At 75.7% G+C, this 19,846-nt stretch carries 14 protein-coding genes and 1 pseudogene; 6 read left to right on the top strand and 9 right to left on the bottom strand.

Going from position 1 to position 19,846, the window contains the following annotated elements:
• The first annotated feature begins 2 nt into the window (after positions 1-2).
• The 4 genes from ACTEI_RS08090 (at position 3) to ACTEI_RS08075 (ending at position 5,162) form a co-directional block, all read left to right on the top strand.
• Positions 3-1,301 (top strand): DUF58 domain-containing protein, encoded by a 1,299-nt coding sequence (locus ACTEI_RS08090; RefSeq protein WP_122977075.1) that lies wholly within the window; start codon positions 3-5, stop codon positions 1,299-1,301.
• Positions 1,298-3,766: a transglutaminase TgpA family protein gene (locus tag ACTEI_RS08085; protein WP_122977074.1), complete on the top strand. Its 2,469-nt coding sequence runs from the start codon at positions 1,298-1,300 to the stop codon at positions 3,764-3,766. The genes ACTEI_RS08090 and ACTEI_RS08085 overlap by 4 nt, the downstream gene beginning before the upstream one ends.
• A gap of 201 nt (positions 3,767-3,967) precedes the next feature.
• The gene (locus ACTEI_RS08080; protein ID WP_122977073.1) at positions 3,968-4,303 is read left to right on the top strand and encodes a hypothetical protein; all 336 of its coding nucleotides are present in this window, start codon (positions 3,968-3,970) and stop codon (positions 4,301-4,303) included.
• A gap of 298 nt (positions 4,304-4,601) precedes the next feature.
• Positions 4,602-5,162: a VanZ family protein gene (locus ACTEI_RS08075; protein ID WP_122977072.1), complete on the top strand. Its 561-nt coding sequence runs from the start codon at positions 4,602-4,604 to the stop codon at positions 5,160-5,162.
• 575 nt (positions 5,163-5,737) lie between these two features.
• On the opposite strand, the gene ACTEI_RS08070 is transcribed toward ACTEI_RS08075, so the two are convergent.
• The 9 genes and pseudogenes from ACTEI_RS08070 to ACTEI_RS08030 all read right to left on the bottom strand — a co-directional run bounded on the left by ACTEI_RS08070 (position 5,738) and on the right by ACTEI_RS08030 (position 18,050).
• On the bottom strand, positions 5,738-6,130 hold the full coding sequence (locus ACTEI_RS08070; protein WP_122977071.1) for a DUF3040 domain-containing protein: 393 nt from the start codon (positions 6,128-6,130) through the stop codon (positions 5,738-5,740).
• A gap of 251 nt (positions 6,131-6,381) precedes the next feature.
• Positions 6,382-7,626, bottom strand: coding sequence for an alkaline phosphatase family protein (locus tag ACTEI_RS08065; protein WP_372443225.1), 1,245 nt, complete (start codon positions 7,624-7,626; stop codon positions 6,382-6,384).
• Complete coding sequence (locus ACTEI_RS08060) at positions 7,623-8,369, bottom strand: class I SAM-dependent methyltransferase (RefSeq protein ID WP_122977070.1); 747 nt, start codon at positions 8,367-8,369, stop codon at positions 7,623-7,625. Before ACTEI_RS08060 ends, ACTEI_RS08065 begins: the two co-directional genes overlap by 4 nt.
• Before the next feature lie 99 nt (positions 8,370-8,468).
• Positions 8,469-8,864 carry an SSI family serine proteinase inhibitor gene (locus ACTEI_RS08055; RefSeq protein WP_122977069.1) on the bottom strand — a complete coding sequence of 132 codons (396 nt, stop codon included), beginning with the start codon at positions 8,862-8,864 and terminating at the stop codon, positions 8,469-8,471.
• Between the two features lie 303 nt (positions 8,865-9,167).
• Positions 9,168-12,572, bottom strand: a complete 3,405-nt coding sequence (locus ACTEI_RS08050; RefSeq protein WP_122977068.1) for an error-prone DNA polymerase — start codon at positions 12,570-12,572, stop codon at positions 9,168-9,170.
• A 12-nt stretch (positions 12,573-12,584) separates the two neighbouring features.
• Complete coding sequence (locus ACTEI_RS08045) at positions 12,585-14,624, bottom strand: Y-family DNA polymerase (protein WP_239082238.1); 2,040 nt, start codon at positions 14,622-14,624, stop codon at positions 12,585-12,587.
• A 355-nt stretch (positions 14,625-14,979) separates the two neighbouring features.
• Positions 14,980-15,621, bottom strand: a pseudogene (locus ACTEI_RS08040) (hypothetical protein); the annotation flags it as partial.
• Positions 15,622-15,970: 349 nt separating this feature from the next.
• Entirely contained in the window at positions 15,971-16,372 is a 402-nt protein-coding gene (locus ACTEI_RS08035; protein WP_187645905.1) for an SAV_6107 family HEPN domain-containing protein, read from the bottom strand.
• 889 nt (positions 16,373-17,261) lie between these two features.
• Positions 17,262-18,050, bottom strand: coding sequence for a GNAT family N-acetyltransferase (locus ACTEI_RS08030; protein WP_122981986.1), 789 nt, complete (start codon positions 18,048-18,050; stop codon positions 17,262-17,264).
• A 167-nt stretch (positions 18,051-18,217) separates the two neighbouring features.
• Here ACTEI_RS08030 and ACTEI_RS08025 point away from each other — a divergent pair, with 167 nt between their 5' ends.
• Together ACTEI_RS08025 and ACTEI_RS08020 are read left to right on the top strand one after the other, a co-directional pair.
• A complete protein-coding gene (locus ACTEI_RS08025) occupies positions 18,218-19,042 on the top strand; it encodes an SDR family NAD(P)-dependent oxidoreductase (RefSeq protein WP_122981985.1) in 825 nt (274 codons plus the stop codon).
• A 118-nt stretch (positions 19,043-19,160) separates the two neighbouring features.
• Positions 19,161-19,844, top strand: a complete 684-nt coding sequence (locus ACTEI_RS08020) for a monooxygenase (RefSeq protein ID WP_122977066.1) — start codon at positions 19,161-19,163, stop codon at positions 19,842-19,844.
• Positions 19,845-19,846: the final 2 nt, after the last annotated feature.

Genomic DNA, 19,846 nt, shown 5'->3' with positions numbered 1-19,846 from the left:
CCATGCGGGAGGCGCTGCGGGGGCTGACCACGCGCGGCCGTTCCTTCCTGGCCGCCGCGGTCGCCGCCGGGATCTCCGCGCTCATCCTGGGCGAGCGGGACCTGCTGCGGGTCGCGGTGCTGCTGGCCGCGCTGCCGCTGCTGGCCGCCGCATACGTCGGGCGCAGCCGGTACAAGCTGGCCTGCACCCGCTCACTGGAGCCGGCACGCGCGCCGGTCGGCTCCAGCGCGCGGGTCATCCTGCGCCTGCAGAACCTGTCCCGGCTGCCCACCGGCACCATGCTGCTGGAGGACCGCCTGCCGTACGCGCTGGGCAGCCGGCCCCGGGTGGTGCTGGAGCGGCTCGGCGCGCACCAGGCCAGCTCGGTGGCGTACACGGTGCGCGCCGACGTGCGCGGCCGGTACCCGATCGGCCCGCTGGTGATCCGGCTGACCGACCCGTTCGGGCTGTGCGAGCTGACCCGCTCCTTCCCCAGCGTCGACCAGCTCACCGTGATCCCGCAGGTCACCCCGCTCCCCCGGGTGCGCCTCGCCGGGGAGTACGCGGGCGCCGGGGACAGCCGGGCCCGCTCGGTGGCGGTGCACGGCGAGGACGACGCGGCCACCCGGGAGTACCGGCGCGGCGACGACCTGCGCCGGGTGCACTGGCGGTCCACCGCCCGTACCGGTGAGCTGATGGTCCGCCGCGAGGAGCAGCCCTGGGAGAGCCGGGCCACGGTGGTGCTGGACACCCGGCTGAACGCGCACCGCGGCGAGGGCCCCACGGCCAGCTTCGAGTGGGCGGTCGCGGCGGCCGCCAGCATCGCGGCGCACCTGCGCGAGGCCGGCTACAAGCTGCGCCTGGTGACCGGTGGCGGCGTGGACATCGACGCCGCCGAGAGCGGCGGCGAGGGGCTGATCCTGGACGCCCTGGCCGACGTGAAGCTGTCCGCCGCCGGGGACGTCTCGGTGCTGGTCGAGCAGGTCCGCCGGCGTTCCGACGGGGGCCTGGTGATCGGCCTGTTCGGCACCCTCACCACGGCCGAGGCGCAACTGCTCAGCGGGCTGCGCGGCAACGGCGCGACCTGCGTCGGGTTCGCCATCGACAGCCCCACCTGGATCCCGATGACCGCCGGTGACCGGCAGGAGTCCGACCGCGAGCACGCGGCCGCGTCGCTGGCCCTGATCCGCAGCGGCTGGCGGTCGGTGCGGGTGTCGCACGGCGAGGCGCTGCCGGCGCTGTGGCCCACGGTGGGCCGCGGGTCGCAGGGCTTCGCCTACCGCGCGGCGATGGCCGAGACGGTCAGCGGGGTGACCCGGTGACCGGCCCCCGCCGGCTCGGGCTCGTCGCCGCCGGCGCGACCCTGCTCGCCTCGGCGCCGCTGTCGGCGATCTTCGACTCCTGGACCTGGCTGCTGCGGGTGCTGTTCGTGGTCCTCATGATCGCCGGGGCGGCGCTGCTCACCCGGACCCTGCGCCTGCCCGTCTGGGCGCAGACGCTGGGCATGGTGGTCGCCCTGCTGCTCACGCTGACCTGGGTCTTCCCCAGCGGTCACGCGATGCTGGTGCCGACGCCGGCGACGTTCGCCCACTTCGCCGAGCTGATGCGGCAGGCCGGGGAGGACACCCGGTCGTACGCGGTGCCGGTGCCGGACCGCGACGGCCTGCTGTTCGTCGCGACGTTCGGCCTCGGCGCGGTCGCCATCGTGGTCGACCTGCTCACCGCGGTGTTCCGCCGCCCGGCGCTGGCCGGCCTGCCGATGCTGGCGATCTACTCCATCCCGGTCGCGGTCTACCTGGACAGCGTCCCGGTCACCCCGTTCGTCGTGGGCGCCTGCGGCTACCTGTGGCTGCTGGTGGCCGACAACGTCGACCGGGTGCGCCGGTTCGGGCGCCGGTTCACCGGCGACGGCCGGGACGTCGACGTGTGGGAGCCGTCCCCGCTGGCCGCGGCCGGCCGGCGGCTCGGCGTGGCCGGCGTGGTGGTGGCGGTGCTGCTGCCGCTGGCCGTACCGACCGTCACCGGCGGCCTGCTGTCGCAGCTCACCCAGAACGGCAGCGGGGTCGGCGGCGGGCTCGGCCAGGGCGGCGGAGGGCGGATCAACCTGTTCGCCTCGCTCAGCGGCCAGCTCAGCCAGACCACCACGGTCAACCTGCTCACCGTGCGCACGACCGAGAAGGACCCGTTCTATCTGCGGTTCGGCGTCGCCGACGCGCTCACCGCGGAGGGCTTCTCGAACCAGCCGCCCGGCGGGAACACGCTCAACCGGGGCAGCCTGCCGGACCCGCAGCGGGACGGCGCGACCAACCGGGCCGAGTTCCAGCGCTACCACGCCGAGATCGAGATCTCGGACGCGCTGCGGCAGAACATGGCGCCGCTGTACTCCTACCTGGTCGGGATCGGCAACATCTCCGGCAGCTGGGCGTACGACCCGAACCAGCAGGTGCTGTACTCCAACCGGAGCACCACGCGGAAGCAGAAGTACGAGATCGACTACCTGCGTCCGCGGTACACGCCGGGCCAGCTGCGGACCGCCGAGTCGCTGCCGAAGGACGACCCGATCCGGCAGGCGTACACCACGGTGCCCGAGAACGCGTTCGTCGCCCAGCAGGTCCAGCAGCTGACCCGGGGCAGGCGCACCGATTACGACCGGGTGCGCGCGATCTACGACTACTTCTCCGTCAAGAACGACTTCGCGTACAGCCTGCAGACCCAGTCGACCGGCGACCTCTCCGCCATCGAGGCGTTCCTGAAGAACAAGATCGGGTACTGCCAGCAGTACGCGGCCGCGATGGCGTGGATGGTGCGGGCGGCCGGGATCCCGGCGCGGGTGGCGTTCGGCTTCACCCGGGGCACCGCTAACGGCGACGCGTACGTGATCACCAACCGCAACGCGCACGCCTGGACCGAGGTCTACCTGCAGGGCTTCGGATGGGTGCCGTTCGACGCCACACCGGCCGCCGGGGTGGCCGGGTCGGCACGCGGCAATGCGGACTGGGCGCCGGACACCGACCGGACCGCCGCGCCGACCGCCTCGTCGTCCGCGGCCGGCGTGCCCGGCGCCGGCTCGTCGGCCGCTCCCGGCCAGAACCGCCGGCCGGACAAGGCCGACGCCGGCAGCACCGGGGCGCTGCCCGGCGCCGTCCCGGCCGACGAGGACGACTGGACCGGCCTGCTGGTCGGCGCCGCGATCGTCACGCTGCTCGCGCTGCTGCTGGTTCCGGCGCTGCGCCGGGTGCTGCTGCGCCGCCAGCGCAACGCGGCGACGGCCGGCGGCCCGCCGCCGGTGGTGACCGATCCGGCCGGGCCGGGCCCGGCGGGCGCGGTCACCGGCATCGTCGTCACCAGCGACACCGCACAGGCGCGCGTGGACGCGCACGCGGCGTGGGACGAGCTGATCGACACGATGGTCGACTACCGGATCACGGTGGACCCGACCGAGACCCCGCGGGTGACGGCACGGCGCCTGGCCACGGAGGCCGTCCTGGCTCCGGAGGCGGCCACGGCGGCGGAGCTGCTGGGCACGGCCGAGGAGCGGGCGCGGTACGCCCGGCAGCCCCTGCACGGCGCCGAGCTCACCTCGGCGCTGCGGCGGGTCCGGGACGGACTGTCCCACTCGGCCACGCTGCCCATCCGGGTACGCGCGGTGCTGCTGCCCCCGTCGATCCTGCTCGGCTGGCGGCGGGCGATCTCCGAGGCGTCCACCCGGACGATGGAGGCGGCCAGCCGCGGGCGGGAGACGTTGTCCCGCTTCAACCCGCGGCGGCTCCTGAGCCGGGCCCGCTGACCGATGCGAGGGGCTGCTCCCGGCGGGGCAGCCCTTCGCACCGGCGCCGCTGTGCCGGGTCCGCGGGCGTCACCCGTGCGGAGACGACAGACCGGGCAGCGACGGTGATCGGCGCCTGGCGCCGGGGACCGGATGTCCGCGCCGATCCGGGCCGGGCGGTGAGAGCGGGGGTCGGGCCGCCACTCATGCCATGATCGACATGTGGAGGAACCGTATCGCCCGGTGGCGCTGCGCGTCATGGCCGAGTACATGGACGACGATCCGGTGTGGGACAGCGACCCGGACCACATGGGCCCGGTCGTGCTCGGCGAGCTCGGAGTCACCGCGGGTCTGATCGAGCGGCTGCGAGCGTGGAACACCCACTTCAACGGCATCGCCCTGACCGGCTTCGAGTTCCGCAGCCAGGCCGAGGAGGAGCGCTGGCGGCGGGACGGCCTGCGGCTGGCCTACGAGCTGCAGAACGAGGTGCCGGACATCGAGATCAGCTACGCCCACGACCACGACCCCCGGCCGTTGCGGGCCCGTCGAGGTCGATGAACCCGATGCGGCGGATCGCCGTGCGCCGGCGCGTTCCCGGGCGGCGGCCCAGCCGAGTCGGCGAGGCCGCCCGGTCCGGTGGAGATCGCGCTGATCAACGCCTGGTAGCGCTGATCGACGCCGGGTAGGAGGCAGGCCCCCCGCGCGCAACGGGCGCTGCGCACGGCCGGCCGCGCGGCGCCGGAGACGATACGCCCCGCTGTTGCCGTGCAGCGCGGTTTCCTCGCGCAGTCGAGCCACCGCCCTGGCGGCTTCCCCGGCGCGGATAGCATTCCGGACCGGACGGAAGCGGGGGCACATGCTCGAGGGTTGGCACGGCTGGTTCGGCACGTTCACCGGCACGGTCGTCATCACGGTGGCCGTCCTGCCGCTGGCCGCGCTGACGGTATGGGCCCTGGCGCGCCACCGGAGCGCCGCCGGCCGCGCGCCGGCGTGGCGTCAGTCGCTGGCCGAGGTCGGCATGGTCTACGGGACGGCGCCGTGGCTCCGGATGATCATGACGTCGAACCGGGGGGCCGACGACGCCCGAGCCCGGGTGGTCCTGACCCCGCTGCGGGATCTGGTCGTGATCATTGCCGACGGCCCGCAGACGGCAACCGTCCAGATCGTCGGCAACCTTCTGGTGTTCGCGTCACTCGGGTTCTTCGCTCCGATACGGTTCGCCACCCTGGCATCCGTGCCTCGGATCCTGGCGCTCGCGGCGAGCTGCTCGACGCTGGTCGAGATCCTGCAGTACGTCCTGCGCCTGGACCGCGTGTCCTCGGTGGACGACGTGCTGCTCAATGCCGCCGGGGCCGGGCTGGCCGCGCTGGCGTCGCGCCGCTGGTGGCGCCGCACGGCCGGAGCGCCGCCGGCGTGACGCGGATCGGTCGCACTGGGCGTCGCGCCGCTGGTGGCACGGCACGGCCGGAGCGCCGCCGGCGTGACGCGGATCGGTCGCGCTGGCGTCGCGCCGCTGGTGGCGCCGCACGGCCGGAGCGCCGCCGGCGTGACGCGGATCGGTCGCGCTGGCGTCGCGCCGCTGGTGGCGCCGCACGGCCGGAGCGCCGCCGGCGTGACGCGGATCGGTCGCGTGCCGGTGCGCCGCGCCCACCGTGCCGGGCGGTCACCCGGAGGATCCGCACGAGAGAGCGGCCGGGCGGGATGGTCCCGGGCCGCCGGCGAAGGTCGCTCCGACGGACACGGACACGCGCGAGGAGATCGGCGGGCGCCGCAACCCCGCCACGGGTCGCTCCCGGCGGACGCACGCGAGGAGATCGGCGGGCACCGCGGCCCCGTCACGGGTCGCTCCCGGCGGCGCGGATGTACGCGCGGGATGCGCAGACCCGGGCCGCGGGACGGGTGGACGTGCGGGGCGTACCGGGAAGACCGTGCACCAGGAGAAATGACGACGGCGGCCGAAAGGCCGCCGTTCGTCGAAGCCGGCCGGGGCCGTCAGCGATGCCCCTCCGGCCGCTGCCTCCAGCGGTCCTCCAGGCGGTCCAGCAGGCCGCCGTTACCCCGGCGGCCCTGCCGGGTGCGCCGGGAAGCGGTCCCGCCGACGGACCTGAGGTCGGGAGCCTGACCACGCTTTCGTGACTGCATCGCGAAGGCGGCCGAACCCAGCATCACGACGAAGCCGGCGACGCCGAGCAGTGTGTTGCTGGCGACCGTCCCATACACAACGAGGGCCAGACCAAGCACGATCACGAACGCGGCGATGATCAGCCGGCGCCGTGCATGGAAACGCGGGTCGCTGGCCCGCACAGCCGAGGCGAATTTGGGGTCCTCGGCAAGCGACCGCTCGATCTGATCGAACAGCCGCTGCTCGTGCTCCGAGAGCGGCACGGCTTTCCTCCCCGGGCGCAAGTCCGGCCCAAGTGGGGCCGGGGCAGCCGTCGGCTGCCTTTACCACGCAAGTCTACGAGGGGGTTGGCGGGTCGGAAAGCCGGACGACCGCCGAGTGCGGGTGATTTTCCTGGCCGGGAAGATCGTTTCGTCCGAAAAGCCCGGCTCACCAGGGTAGTTACCCCTGGTAGAGGTCTCGACCACGGTCCGCGCACAACCCCTGACACATCGAGGTATACGGATAGCCGCGATCACCGGGCGATCAGCAGCGGCACGGTCATCTCGGCCGCCGTCGCCGACCCGTGGTACGCCACCAGCCGCCCCACGTTGGGCGGCTCCCACCCGGACGCCACCGACACCGCGCGGCCCCAGCAGATGACCACCACGTCACCGATCCGCCCGGCGTGCCCGGCCGGCACCGGGCCGAACCAGCCGGTCTCGGTCGCCTCCTCCCGGGTCACCACCGACGCCTCGGCCCCGAACACGCCGCGCCAGTTGGCCAGCACGTCGCCCAGCGCGCCGTGGGCGGCGTACAGATACCGCACCCGGGGCTCCCCGGTCACCCCGACCACGCCCTCGCGCAGCTCCGGGATCTCGGCCATGTCCCGCCGCCCGTCCCAGGGCACGTTGAGCTGCCCGTGGTCGGCGACCACCAGCAGCGCGGACCGCGGCGGCAACCCGTGCACCAGCCGGTCGAGCATCCGGTCCACCCCGCGCGCGGCGTCCCGCCAGGTCGGCGAGCCGACGCCGTCCTCGTGGCCGAAATGGTCCAGGTCCGGGTGGTAGCCGTAGACCAGCGCCGGGCCGTCCGCCTCCCGCAGCGCGGCCAGCATCCGGCCGACGACCGCCATGCCGTCCGCGGCGCCGCGGTACACGCCGCCCCGGTTCGCCGCCAGGCTCAGCCCGGTCCCCTCGAACTGCGGCCGGCTGACCACGGTGACCCGCACCCCGGCCGCGGCCGCGACCTCCATCCGGGTCGGCACCGGCTGCCAGGTCCGCGGGTCCGGGTCGTCGTCCCAGGCGATGTGGGTGAGCGGACGGCCGTCCGGGCGGCGCACGGTGAAACCCAGCACCCCGTGCGCGCCCGGGGCCACCCCGGCGCCCAGCGTGACCAGGCTGACCGGAGTCGTCGACGGGAACGCGGCGGTCAGCGTGCCGGCGTGCCCGCGCCCACCGGCGGCCAGGTCGGCCAGGACCGGTGCGTGCGGCGCGGCCAGCGGCAACTGGTACGCCCCCAGCCCGTCCACCAGCAGCACGGCGATCCGGTCCACCCCGTCCAGGCGGGCGCCGAGGCCGAGCACGTCGGTCGCGCCGGGCACCCCGAGCACGGCGTTCACGCTGGGCAGCAGGTCGGCCAGGCTGGCCGAGCCGTACGCCGGGGGCACCGGCCGCAGCGCGTCCGGGTGCAGGCCGTCGTCCGGGACGTCGCGCGGGCCGGGCGCCGGGCCGCCCACCCCCGCCGCGCGCGCGGGCTCGGGCGCGGCCGACGCGGTCACGGCCGGCGGGCGAACAGGTGCAGCTGGGAGGCGATGTCGCGGAACGGCGGCTGGGCGCTCAGGGCCAGCTCTAGGTCCAGCACCGCCTGCGGGTCCTCCTCGAGGACGGTGGCCGGCAGCAGGTCGGCGACCACCCGTACGCCATGGGTCTCCTCGACCACCAGCCCGGCGGCGCCCAGCAGCGCCGCGGCGCTCTCCGCGTCGTAGCGCCGGCGCAGCGTGTCGCGCGGCCCGGACCGGCCATCGGCGTCGGTGACCAGGGCAGACGCCGCCCGCAGGTGGCCGTTGACGGCCCGGGCGAGAATCGCGGCCGCGCGGCCGGCGACCAGCAGGCTCAGCGCGCCGCCGGGACGCAGCGCGGCGGCGATCGCGGCGATCACCCGGGACGGGTCGTCCACCACTTCGAGCACGGCGTGGCACAGGATGAGGTCGGCGCTGGCCGGCTCGACCAGCCCGGCGAGCGCGTCGCCGTCGCCCTGCACGGCGCGCACCCGGTCGGCGACGCCCGCGTCGGCGGCGCGGCGGGTGAGCGCGGCGAGCGCGTCCGGGCTGGCGTCGATCACGGTGACGGTGTGCCCGGCCTCGGCCAGCGGCACGGCGAACCCGCCGGTGCCGCCGCCGACGTCCAGGACGGTCAGCTCGCGGCCGGCGTGCCGGTCCAGTTCCCGGCGCAGGACGGTCCAGACCGCCGCGGTGCGGGCGGTGACGAGGGGCCGGCCGGTTCGTGCGGTTGCGGTGTCCACCCCGGCAGAGTATCGGTCCCGGCCACCGGAGCGCCGCAACGGCCGTCATCGGGCCGGCCGGCACTCGCGGCGACACCGTCGTCCGCGCCGGCCGCGGGGTCAGAAGGCGAACAGGACGCCGGTGGCGCGGCTCATCTCGCAACCGTTGCCGTAGGTGTGCGTCCATGCCACCGGACGCCCCCGCCACGTGCCGTCGAGCCGCGCGGTGACCGGCTGGTAGAGCAGGATGCAGTACCGGTCGGCCGGTTGCAGCCGCGCCGGGTCGGCGTCGACCCGGCTCAGCGTCGCGCAGGCCTCGGCGGGCCTGGGGTGGCCGCCGCCGTCCGGGTCACAGGTGAGCTTGACGGCCGCCGCATATCCGGCCTCGGCCATGTAGGTGAGGACCAGCTCCGAGCGGGGAGCCGGGCGGGACGCGGGGCCGCCGCCGGCGGCCACCGCGGGCGACCCGGCGGCCAGGACCGCCACGGCGGCGAGACCGGGGCAGATGCGGACCATGATGCGCTCCCTGATGGGCCTTCGGTGCGCACCCTATGCCAGCGAAGGCAGGATTTCCGGTAAACAGCCGGAAAGCCGGATTCGTGGCGTGACCATGCGGCGACGACGACGACGACGACGACGACGACGGCGACGACGACGACGACGACGACGGCGACGACGACGACGACGACGACGACGACGGCGACGACGGCGGCGACGACGACGACGACGACGACGACGGCGACGACGTCACCGAAGGCACGCGACGCCGGTGTCGCCGGACATCATGGGTCCCGGTCACCGGAAGTCACCACGCCGGCGTCACCGGAAATCACGCGACGCCGGCGTCACCGGCGGCGTCATCGCGTCGAGCCGGTCGGCGACCAGGTTCAGCACCCCCTCGACCTTCTCCAGGCGCCCCCGCACCAGCAGCGCCGCACTGCTGCGCGCCACCCGCCGGTACCGCAGCCACAGCCCCGGCGAGCAGGTCACGTTCAGCATCCCGGTCTCGTCCTCCAGGTTCACGAACGTCACCCCGCCCGCGGTGGCCGGCCGCTGCCGGTGCGTCACGATCCCGCCGACCCGGACCCGGGTGCCCGCCGCCACCTCGCCCAAGCCGGAGATCGGCAGCGCCCCGGCCGCCGCCAGCTGCGGCCGGATGAACCTCGCCGGGTGCGTCTCCGGCGACAGCCCGGTCGCCCAGACGTCCGCGACGAGCTGGTCCACCTCGCTCATGCCGGGCAGCATCGGCGCCTCGGTGCCGGTCGCCGTCCCGGCCAGCCGGTCCGGTTTGTCCTGCGCGGCCGCTCCCGCGGCCCAGAGCGCCTCACGGCGCGAGAGACCGAACCCCGCGAAGGCGTCGGCGGTGGCGAGGGCCTCCAGGTGGGCGGTCGAACATCCGGTACGCCGGGCGAGATCGGTCATCGACCGGTACGGCCCGTGCGCCCGGCGTTCGGCCGCGATGCGCTCGGCGAGCTCGGCCCCGATCGTCCGGACGGCGGCCAGCCCCTGCCGGACCGCCGGACCGCCCAGCCCCCACGCGTGCGGCGGCTCGCCGGGCTCCGCCCGGTGCCGGCTCGCCGGCGTGGTCTCCAGGGTCGCCGTGGCGTCGCTGCGGTTGATGTCCGGACGGCGCACCTCGACCCCGTGCCGGCGGGCGTCGTCGACCAGGGTCTGCGGCGCGTAGAAACCCATCGGCTGCGCGTTGAGCAACGCCGCGCAGAACGCCGCCGGGTGGTACCGCTTGAGCCAGGCGCTCGCGTAGACCAGGTAGGCGAAGCTCATCGCGTGGCTCTCCGGGAAGCCGTAGCTGGCGAACGCGGAGAGCTTGTGGAACAGGTCGTCGGCCAGCTCGCCGGTGATCCCGTTGGCGGCCATCCCGGCGTAGAGCCGCTCGCGGATCCGCGTCATCTTCTCCACCGACCGCTTCGCGCCCATCGCGCGCCGCAACTGGTCGGCCTCGGACGGATCGAAACCGGCCACGTCGATCGCCAGCTGCATCAGCTGTTCCTGGAAGAGCGGCACCCCGAGCGTCTTGGCCAGCGCGTTGCGCATCCGCGGGTGCGGCACGCTCGGCGGCTCCAGGCCGTTCTTCCGCCTGATGTACGGATGAACCGACCCGCCCTGGATCGGCCCCGGCCGGATCAGCGCCACCTCGATCACCAGGTCGTAGAACTCCCGGGGTTTGAGCCGGGGCAGCGTCGCCATCTGGGCGCGACTCTCCACCTGGAACACCCCCACCGAGTCGGCCCGGCAGAGCATCTCGTAGACCTCGGGGTCGTCGAGCGGCATCGTGCCGATGTCCAGCTCATCGGAGATCATGTCGTACGCGTAGTGCAGCGCGGACAGCATGCCCAGCCCGAGCAGGTCGAACTTGACCAGGTCGACGGCGGCGCAGTCGTCCTTGTCCCACTGCAGCACGCTGCGACCCGGCATCCGGCCCCACTCCACCGGGCACACCTCGATGATCGGCCGGTCGCAGATCACCATGCCGCCGGAGTGGATGCCCAGGTGGCGGGGGAAGTCCTGGACCGCGTTGGCGAACTCGACCACCTGCTCCGGGATGTCCTCGGCGTCGGTGGTGGCGATGTCCCCCCAGCGGTCGATCTGCTTGCTCCAGGCATCCTGCTGACCGGCCGAGAAGCCGAACGCCCGGGCCATGTCCCGCACCGCCGACCGGGGCCGGTAGGAGATCACGTTGGCGACCTGGGCGGTGTGCTCCCGGCCGTACTTGGCGTAGACGTGCTGGATCACCTCCTCGCGCCGGTCCGACTCGATGTCCACGTCGATGTCCGGCGGGCCGTCCCGCTCCGGGGCGAGGAACCGCTCGAAGAGCAGGTTGTAGCGGACCGCGTCGACGTTCGTGATCCACAGCGCGTAGCAGACCGCCGAGTTGGCCGCCGAGCCGCGCCCCTGGCAGTAGATCTTCTCGCGCCGGCAGAACTGGACGATGTCGTAGACGACCAGGAAGTACCCGGGGAAGCCGAGCTCCTCGATCATCCGCAGCTCGTGCTCCAGCTGACGGTAGGCCTTCGGGTCGTCGTCGCCGTACCGCTGCCGGGCCCCGCGCATGGTCAGCTCCCGCAGCCAGCTCATCTCGGTGTGCCCCTCGGGCACCGGGTAGTCCGGCAGCCGCGGGGCGACCAGGTCCAGGTCGAAGGCGAGGTCGTGGCCGTACATCGCGGCGTTCTCCACCGCGCCCGGGTAGTCGGCGAACCGGCGGGCCATCTCGGCGCCGCTGCGCAGGTGGGCGGCGCCGGCCGCGGGTAGCCAGCCGTCCATCTCGTCCAGGCTGCGGCGGGCCCGGACGGCGGCCAGCGCGGTGGCCAGCCGGCGGCGCGACGGGGTGGCGTAGTGCACGTTGCCGGTCGCCACCACCTCCAGCCCGCGGGCACGGGCCAGCTCGAAGAGGGCGTCGTTGCGGTCGGAGTCGTACGGGTCGCCGTGATCGGTCAGCTCGACCGCCACGTTCGGGGCGCCGAACAGGTCGACCAGGCGATCCAGCTCCCGGCCCGCCGCGTCCGTCCCCCCGGTGGCCAGAGCCAGCGGGACCGGACCCTTACGGCAACCGGTCAGCACCAGCACGTGGTCCCGCAGCGTCTCCGCGACCCGCTCCAGGCCGCCGTACTCCGGCCGGCCCTTCTCCCCACCGGCGAGCTGGGCCTCGGAGATCACCCGGGCCAGCCGGGCGTACCCCTCGTGGCCGTGCGCCAGGGCGAGCAGGTGGCTGCCCTCCGGGTCGGGCTCGCCGCTGCGCGGGCGGGTCAGCCCGACCGACAGCTCGGCCCCGAAGACGGTGGGCAGGTCCAGCTCACGGGCCGCCTGGGAGAAGCGGACCACCCCGTAGAAGCCGTCGTGGTCGGTGACCGCCAGACCGGTGAGACCGAGCCGGGCCGCCTCCTCGGCCAGCTCCTCGGGGTGACTGGCGCCGTCCAGGAAGCTGAAGTTGGTGTGGCAGTGCAGCTCGGCGTAGTCGACGGTGGCCTCGGCCCGGAGCAGCCCGGGAGCCCGGCGGTACGGCTCCCGCTTGCGCGTCCAGGCCGGCGAGTCGCCGCCGTCGCCCGCCACCGCGACCGGGTCGACGACCGAGGCCGGGCCGGGCGCGGACCAGAGGTCGCCGGCCGTGTCCGGCGCCCCGGCACGGTCCGGCGCGCGGTCCGGTTTCCGCCGCCCGGACAGGGTGCGCTCCAGATCGGTCCAGGACACGTCGGGGTTGTGGAAACTCATCGGGCCGCCCGGTCAGTCATAGATCGCCTCCACCGTCCACCGGCCGGCGGCCAGCGAGAGCAGCAACGCCCGGCCGTCGGCCAGGGACATCTGGAACCGGGCCCGGCGACGCGCCTCCCCGGGCGCCCACCAGCGCTCGTCGATCGGCCACGGACCGGCCCAGCCGGCGATCGGCAGCGGGGCCGACCGGTCGACGGTCAGCGTGGTGGGGGTGCCGGTCAGCTCCAGCCGGGCGGAGACGCCGACCGGCAGGCCGGTCTCGTCGTGCACGACGGCCGGGATCGGCTCGGGCAGCACCAGTGCGGGAGACGGCCGGGGCAGGCGGCCCGGCCAGGGCGGGAGCAGCGGGGGGCGGCGGGCCTTGCGGCCCCGGACGGCGGTGCCGGGCGGGTGGGCCGGGTCCGGGTGACCCGGAGGTACGCCGGAACCGGCCCCCGGATCGCCGTCAGTGATCAGATCCGGACGCGCAGCGGCCGGTCCAGGAAACGCGGCGGCCGTCTCCGGACGCACGGCGGCCGGCCCCGGACGCACGGCGGCCGGCCCCGGACGCACGGCGGCCGGCCTCGGCTCGCTGCCGGGCTCCCGCGCCGGAGCAGGCTCCGATGCGAGGACCGGGCGCAGGTGGGAGACCGAGGCGAGCCGGCCCGCCTCGGTCCTTTCGGCTCTCCCGCCGGGCCGCGCTCTCTCCAGGGCCGGACCCGTCGAGGTCAGGCCGGTCGGGGCCGGGACCGGAAACCGCCGCGGCGCGGGCGTCGGGGGCAGGTCGGGGGCGACGGCGTGGTCCAGCACCGGGACGGTGACCAGGCCGGGGATCGGATCGGGGTGCGGCGCGGCCGGACGGCTCGGGGTGCGCTCGTCGCCCCACGGCACCAGCCGTACCTGGTCGTCCCCGGAACGCCCGCCGCCGAGCACCGGCGTCACCACCGCCTCCGGGCCGAGCAGGCCCTGCACCCGGCTCAGCGCCCGGTGCGCGCGGTCGCGTTCGGCGCCGGCGTCCCCCCAGAGACCGGGCTGCAACCCGGCGTGCGCGAGCAGGCCGTCCGGGATCAGGCTCAACCGGACCAGGCCCGCGGTCGGCCGGGCCGGGCCGGACCGGCGGGCGCCGGTCAGCCAGCCGTCCAGCTGCCAGCGCACCCGTTCGGCGATCGCGGCCGCGGTGAGCAGGCCGTCGTGCCGCCACACCCGGTGCAGTTCCTGGCCGTCCGCGGTGACCGCCTCGACGCCGAGACGGGTGCAGGCCAGGCCGTGCCCGGCCAGCCGCTCGTGCAGACGCTCGGCCAGCACCCGGCCGGCGAAGGCGGCGGTGTCCACCCGGTCCAGCGGCTCGTCGTAGGTTTCCGTGACGGCCAGGTCGGGCGGCGGCTGCCGGACCGCGAGCGGCCGGTGGTCGGCGCCGCGGGCCAGCCGGTGCGCCAGCGCGCCGTCGAAGCCGAACCTGGTCAGCACGTCGCCGGCCGGCAGCGCGGCGAACTCCCCCAGCGTCTTCACCCCGAGCCGGCGCAGGAGATCGGTGAGTCCGGGCCGGTCCAGCGCCTCGACCGGCACCCCGGCCAGGAATGCCGGGGTCCGCCCCGGCTCGACGATCCGCCCGTCACGGGCCGCGATCCCGGCTGCGAACACCCCGTCCGCGACCCCGGCCTGGCTCTCCACCGCGCAGGCCTGCGCGACGTGCTCGACGATCCGCTCGGCGGCGGCCTCCTCGCCCCCGTAGTACCGGGACGGCCCGCGCGCGGCGAGCGCGCACGCCCCCGGCCGGATCACCTCGACCCCGGCCGCGACCTCCTCGACCGCGGCCACCACCGGCTCGAACGCCCGCGCGTCCCGCCCCGGGTCGTGCTCGACCACGATCAGCTGCGGGCAGCGTCCCTGTGCCTCGCGCCGCCGCAGCCCCCGCCGCACGGTCTCCCGCCGGGCCGCCTCTGAGCAGGCCAGCACCCGGTTGTTCGCGAACACCGCGACCGGCTCGGCCGCGGGCACGCCGAGCACGATCTCGGCGGCGACGACCGGCCAGTCCGGGCACCAGAGCAGCAGCGTACGCAGCGCGGCTTCCACGTCAGACCTCCGCCGGGGAGATCGGCGGCGCCTCGCGCCGCGCCCGCCGGCCCGCCGCCCCCGGCGTGGCCGCGCCCCGCCCGGCCGCGGAGGACCGGGCCACCGGCTGCCCGGCGGGCCACCCCACACGAGCGGCACGCACGCCGGCATCCACCGGCCCCCCGGCGGAACACTCCACACCACCGGCACGCACGCCGTCATCCACCCGACCCCCGGCGGAACACTCCACACGAGCGCCGGGCATGACGGCATCGGCCGCCGGATCCCGGTGGGCGGGACCGGGCGCGAGGACGTCCGGGCGGGTTCGGGGGGTGGCCGGGCGCGCCGCCGGGGCCACGCCCGGACGGGCCATCAGGCCGGGCATCCAGACGGTGAGCTCCTTGGGGCGGGCGGCGGCGCCCCGGCCGTTGGCCACCACGGTGACCTCCCGGCGGCGCAGGCGGCCGCGGCCGTTCCCGAGCCCCTCCCAGCAGCCCCGGCTGACCTGCAACGTCACGTCCGCGCCGGACCAGGCGCCGAACGGCATCAGCACGCTTCCCCGCTGCCGGGCGCGCGCGGCCAGACGGCTCGCGATCGGCGCGGACACCGGCCCGGGCACCGCGGTGACCACCACGTCCACGCCGTCGATCAGCGCGGCCACCACGGTCGGCCAGTCCGGTCCCGGGTCGGGCACCAGCGCGAGCCGTTCCAATGCGATGCCGGTCTCCGCGGCGGCGAGCGCGCCCAGGGCCGGCAGCCCGACGACCGCGCACCAGGAGCCGGCCCGGGAGGCGGCCGCGAGCAGCGCCAGCATCAGTGAGGTCCCGCCACCGGCCCGCGCGGCCCGGCCCCCGGCGACCGCCACCGTGCTGCCCCGGCGCAGGCCACCACCGGGCAGCAGCTTGCCCAGTTCGGCCGCCACCGGCAGCATCCGGTGCGCGCCCGGCTCGTCGGCCTCGCTCGCCGGCCGCACCAGTTGCGCGAGGGCGGCCGTCCCGCTGATCATGCGCCCTGCCATCGTGCCCCGCTCTGTTCCCCGTGTTCTTCCGACCGCGGTGACACCCCGCGCCCGAGCCGCGCGCCAGCGCGCCCCGGCCGAAGTCCTGCCGCGCCCCAGCCCGCTCCAGGCCCGAGTCCGCGTGCCGCCGGTCCCGGCCCGCGCCCGCCCCTCGCCGCTTCCGGGCCCCGCCGAGCCCGCACTTCCGGGCCCCGCCGAGCCCGCACTTCCGGGCCCCGCCGAGCCCGCACTTCCGGCCGGTCGGCACGGGCCGGGGTTCCGGCCCGGGCGGGACCGGACGCGGTGGAATCCGCGCCGCGGTCTTCCGGTGGACCTCCCCCGCCCCGCGGAGCCGGCCGAGCCGAGGGGGTCAGGCTGCCAGTGGCGGCTGATAGGAGAGGCCGAGCGAGGACTCCGCGACCGTGACGAACTGCTCGGCCGCGCGCAACAGGTCGTCGGCCTCGCGGGCGCTCACCACATGGGGGATGCCGGCCTCGGCTGCCGCCCGTTTACCGGCGCCGAGAGCGAAATAGCCGGCCCAGTCACTGAACTCCGGCGCGACCATCACCAGCAGCGACCAGACGCTGGTCGCTCTGGTGCGTCGCCCGGGGGCGCCCGGGCGGGCCCGGGCGGCGAGCAGGGCGGCGGCCGCGCGCAGGGCGGCCAGGTGGGCCGCCGCATATCGCAGGCCGTCGGGTGTCGTGTGCGCCGCCTCGGCCAACCCCTGCCGGGCGATCGCCAACAGCTGGGTGGGAGTGCGGTGGGGCAGCATGTGGGCCGGGACCGTGGGCGCCTCGGCCCGGGCGGTCGCGCCGGGCGTGTGCGCCTGACCGGGAGCCGGCATCAGGCCGTGGGCCGTGGTGCTCGCCATGGTCGTTTCTCCTCGCCTGTTCCGCATCCGACGTGCTGGTCGAACCGGACCGCTGCGGAGGAAGGCGCAACGGGCCACACCGAAGCCGCTCCCGCGGGGCGGCCGTAAAGGCAGGCCGGGTGCCGGGGCTCCACGGGCAGTAGGAGCCCCGGCTGCAGACCGGCCGGATGTGAAGCTTCCCCACACCACACCCGGCCGGCCACCTGCCGGCGGGTCCGCCGCCCGCCACCGGGGGTCGGAGGCGGCGAGCGGCGGCCTGCCTTGTCACGAGGCCCGAACCCGCGAATGCCCGGACCACGTAATGCGGCACTTCGCGGGTGCCGCAGCCGGGAGACGCGCCGCGAAACACGCTCCCGGATGAAGAGCGGATGCCGTCGAGGATCGAACACCTTTCGAACATCCGTTCTAACTACAGCAGAGACTAACACCCGCCTACGACAAAAAGACAACCTTCGCGGCGGCACGCCGCCCACTTTTTCGAACAGATGATCGACACCCGCCCACCCCGCCCGCGGAAGGGGCCGGTCCGGGCGGTATGCCGGGAAATGCACCGGCGCCACGTCCCCCGGGCCGCATCCACGCCACCGGCCCGGACGGCAGCCGTACGAGCGCGCGGCCGCGGCCGCGCGGCGCCGCCGATCCGCCACGTAGCCGCCGCGGGTACCTCGTGATCAGCCCGCAACCGCCGCCGACGGCCGGCCGCCGCGGGTACCTCGTGATCAGCCCGCAACCGCCGCCGACGGCCGGCCGCCGCGGGGCAGACCCGCCCGGACCGGCGGTCCGGCTCCGGCTATCCCGGCGGCGTCCACCGGTAGTGCGTCGACGTGGTGATCTCCTGGAAGCCGCACCGGCGCAGGATGGGCGCGCTGGCCGGGCCCGCGTCGACGTGCAGCAGCCGGAAGCCGCGGGCGACGGCCTCCCGCGCCCGGGCCGCGATCATGGCGTGGTAGAGGCCGCGTCCCCGCCAGTCCGGCGTCGTCGTGCCGCCGAGCAGCGCGACGAAATCGGTGCCCGGGTGGTACACCGCCCACGCGGTGCAGACGAGCCGGGTACCGGCCTCGGCGACCAGGACGGTGATCTGGCCGGGGTCGGCCGACATCCGGGCGATGAGGTCGTCCGCGACCCAGGAGCAGTCGAACCCCCAGACCTCGGTCTGCTGGTCGCCGATCCGGCGCAGGTCCTCGACCTCGCTGACCCGCCGCAGCACGACGCCGTCGGGCAGGACCGGTCCGGCGGCCACCTCCGCGGCGGAGCCGATCAGCACCGCCGTCGGCTCCGACGGTACGAAACCCGCCGCGACCAGGCGCTCGGGAAGATCCGCCGGCCGGTCGTGGGCCCGGACCTTCCACTCCACGCTTTGGCCACGGGCCTGGAAGTAGTCGCGCTGGCGGGCGATCAGGCGGTCGAGCTCGGCGCCGGTCACGCCGACGTCGCGCGGCGCCCGGATCCGTCCCTCGTGCCCGCCGACGATCCGCAGGATCGGACCGTCGTGCTCGTGGGTCACACCGGACGGGACGGCGCCGGGTGGCATGCGCATCTGCGCGTCGTAGGCGGCCCGGAGGGCAGCGGTATCGACCATGGTCACATGGTGCCGGGAGCCGGCCGGCGGGGCGACCCCCGGCCGCGCGGCGTCGCTCGTGCCGTTCACCGGCCCGGCGCCGACACCCGCGTCCGCGGAGCCCCGGCGGACCCGGCAGGGATGGCAGGATGATCGCCGAAGACGACAGCCGCGGCCCGGGAGGCGCCATGACACCGACCATCGTGATCACCGGGGGCAGCTCGGGCGTCGGGCTGGCCGCCGCGAAGCAGCTGGCGGCGCGCGGCGACGAGGTGGTGCTCATCGGGCGGGACCCGGGCCGGCTGGCCGCGGCGGTGGAGCAGGTCCGCACGGCCGGCGGGGGCCGCGAGCCGCAGCACTTCCGGGCCGATTTCGAGCGGCTCGACGACGTACGCCACCTCGCCGACCAGCTGTTGGCCGCCTATCCACGGATCGACGTGCTGGCCAACAACGCCGGTGGGATCATCGGTCGCCCGCGGGAGACCGTGGACGGCTACGAGGCCACCATCCAGGGCAACCACCTGGCCCCGTTCCTGCTCACCCACCTGCTGCGGGACCGGCTGACCGGCGGGCGGGTGGTGAACACCGCCTCCCGCGCGCACATCCAGGGCCGGCCGGGCACGAACTTCACCGACGACCCGAAGTCGTACAGCTCCTGGCGGTCGTACGGCGCCAGCAAGGCGGCCAACATCCTGTTCGCCGCGGAGGCCGCGCGCCGCTGGCCGGACGTGCTGAGCGTCGCGTTCCACCCGGGCGTGGTCCGCACCAACTTCGGCGCCGGCCGGCTCACCCGGCTCTTCTACCGGTACGCGCCCGGCCTGACCACCCCGGAGGCCGCCGGTGAGCTGCTGGCCTGGCTGTGCACCGCCCCGGCCGGCGAACTGCGGAACGGCGCGTACTACGTCGGGCACACCGTCACCCGCCCGGCCGCGCACGCCCGCGACCCGCGGCTGGCCGCCGATCTCTGGGCGGCCAGCCGGGCGGCGACCGGCCTGGACCCGGAGCCGGCCTGACCCTGCGTGGCCCGCGCCGCACCGGTCCGCGAGCCGGGTACGCCGGCCTGAACCCGGAGCCGGCCTGACCTTGCGTGGCCCGCGCCGCACCGGTCCGCGAGCCGGGTACGGTGGCTCGATGACCGCCGATCGGGAACCGCTGGTCACCCTGCACGTATGGCGGGTGCCGCGGCGTGCCGCCGGCTCGGCCATGCTGCGCATGGCCTTCGCCCGCCGCCATCTGGCCGGGCTGCGGTTCGGCAAGTTCCTGGGCACCGGCACCGGCGACACCTTCGGGCCCGGCGACGCGGACCCCACCCGGTGGGCCGCGATCACGGTGAGCGACGCGCCGGTACGGTTCCCGGCCTGGGACCGGATCGCCACCGGCCAGGCCCGGCTGGAGCTGGAGCCGCTGATCAGCCGGGGCACCTGGGCCGGGCGCGCCCCGTTCCGGCCGACCGGCCGCCGCCACGACGGCATGGTGCTGGCGCTGACCCGGGCCCGGCTGCGGCCGACGCGGGCGCTGCGCTTCTGGCGGGCCGTCCCGGCGGTGGCCCGGGAGGTGGCCGCGGCGCCCGGGCTGCTGGCCCGGTTCGGGGTCGGTGAGGCGCCGATCGGCTGGCAGGGCACCGTCAGCGTGTGGCGCGGCGCGGCGGATCTCACCGCGTTCGCGTACCGTCAGCCGGGACACCGCGCGGCGATCGCCCGCACCCCGGCCGATCGCTGGTACGCCGAGGAGCTGTTCGCCCGGTTCGCGGTGCACGACATCAGTGGTGACCGGTCCGTGCTGGGCTGGGCCGCTGACGGAGGGGAGCGGACGTAAGC

It is taken from the genome of Actinoplanes teichomyceticus ATCC 31121 (assembly GCF_003711105.1).
Lineage (GTDB): Bacteria > Actinomycetota > Actinomycetes > Mycobacteriales > Micromonosporaceae > Actinoplanes > Actinoplanes teichomyceticus.
This window is presented reverse-complemented; position numbering and strand designations above follow the sequence as displayed.

Excerpts from the sequence above, each read along its gene's own strand:
- ACTEI_RS08020 (WP_122977066.1), top strand. The coding sequence starts at position 19,161 with ATGACCGCCGATCGGGAACCGCTGGTCACCCTGCACGTATGGCGGGTG.
- ACTEI_RS08090 (WP_122977075.1), top strand. The coding sequence starts at position 3 with ATGCGGGAGGCGCTGCGGGGGCTGACCACGCGCGGCCGTTCCTTCCTG.
- ACTEI_RS08035 (WP_187645905.1), bottom strand. The coding sequence starts at position 16,372 with ATGCTGCCCCACCGCACTCCCACCCAGCTGTTGGCGATCGCCCGGCAG.
- ACTEI_RS08075 (WP_122977072.1), top strand. The coding sequence starts at position 4,602 with ATGCTCGAGGGTTGGCACGGCTGGTTCGGCACGTTCACCGGCACGGTC.
- ACTEI_RS08025 (WP_122981985.1), top strand. The coding sequence starts at position 18,218 with ATGACACCGACCATCGTGATCACCGGGGGCAGCTCGGGCGTCGGGCTG.
- ACTEI_RS08050 (WP_122977068.1), bottom strand. The coding sequence starts at position 12,572 with ATGAGTTTCCACAACCCCGACGTGTCCTGGACCGATCTGGAGCGCACC.
- ACTEI_RS08030 (WP_122981986.1), bottom strand. The coding sequence starts at position 18,050 with ATGGTCGATACCGCTGCCCTCCGGGCCGCCTACGACGCGCAGATGCGC.
- ACTEI_RS08055 (WP_122977069.1), bottom strand. The coding sequence starts at position 8,864 with ATGGTCCGCATCTGCCCCGGTCTCGCCGCCGTGGCGGTCCTGGCCGCC.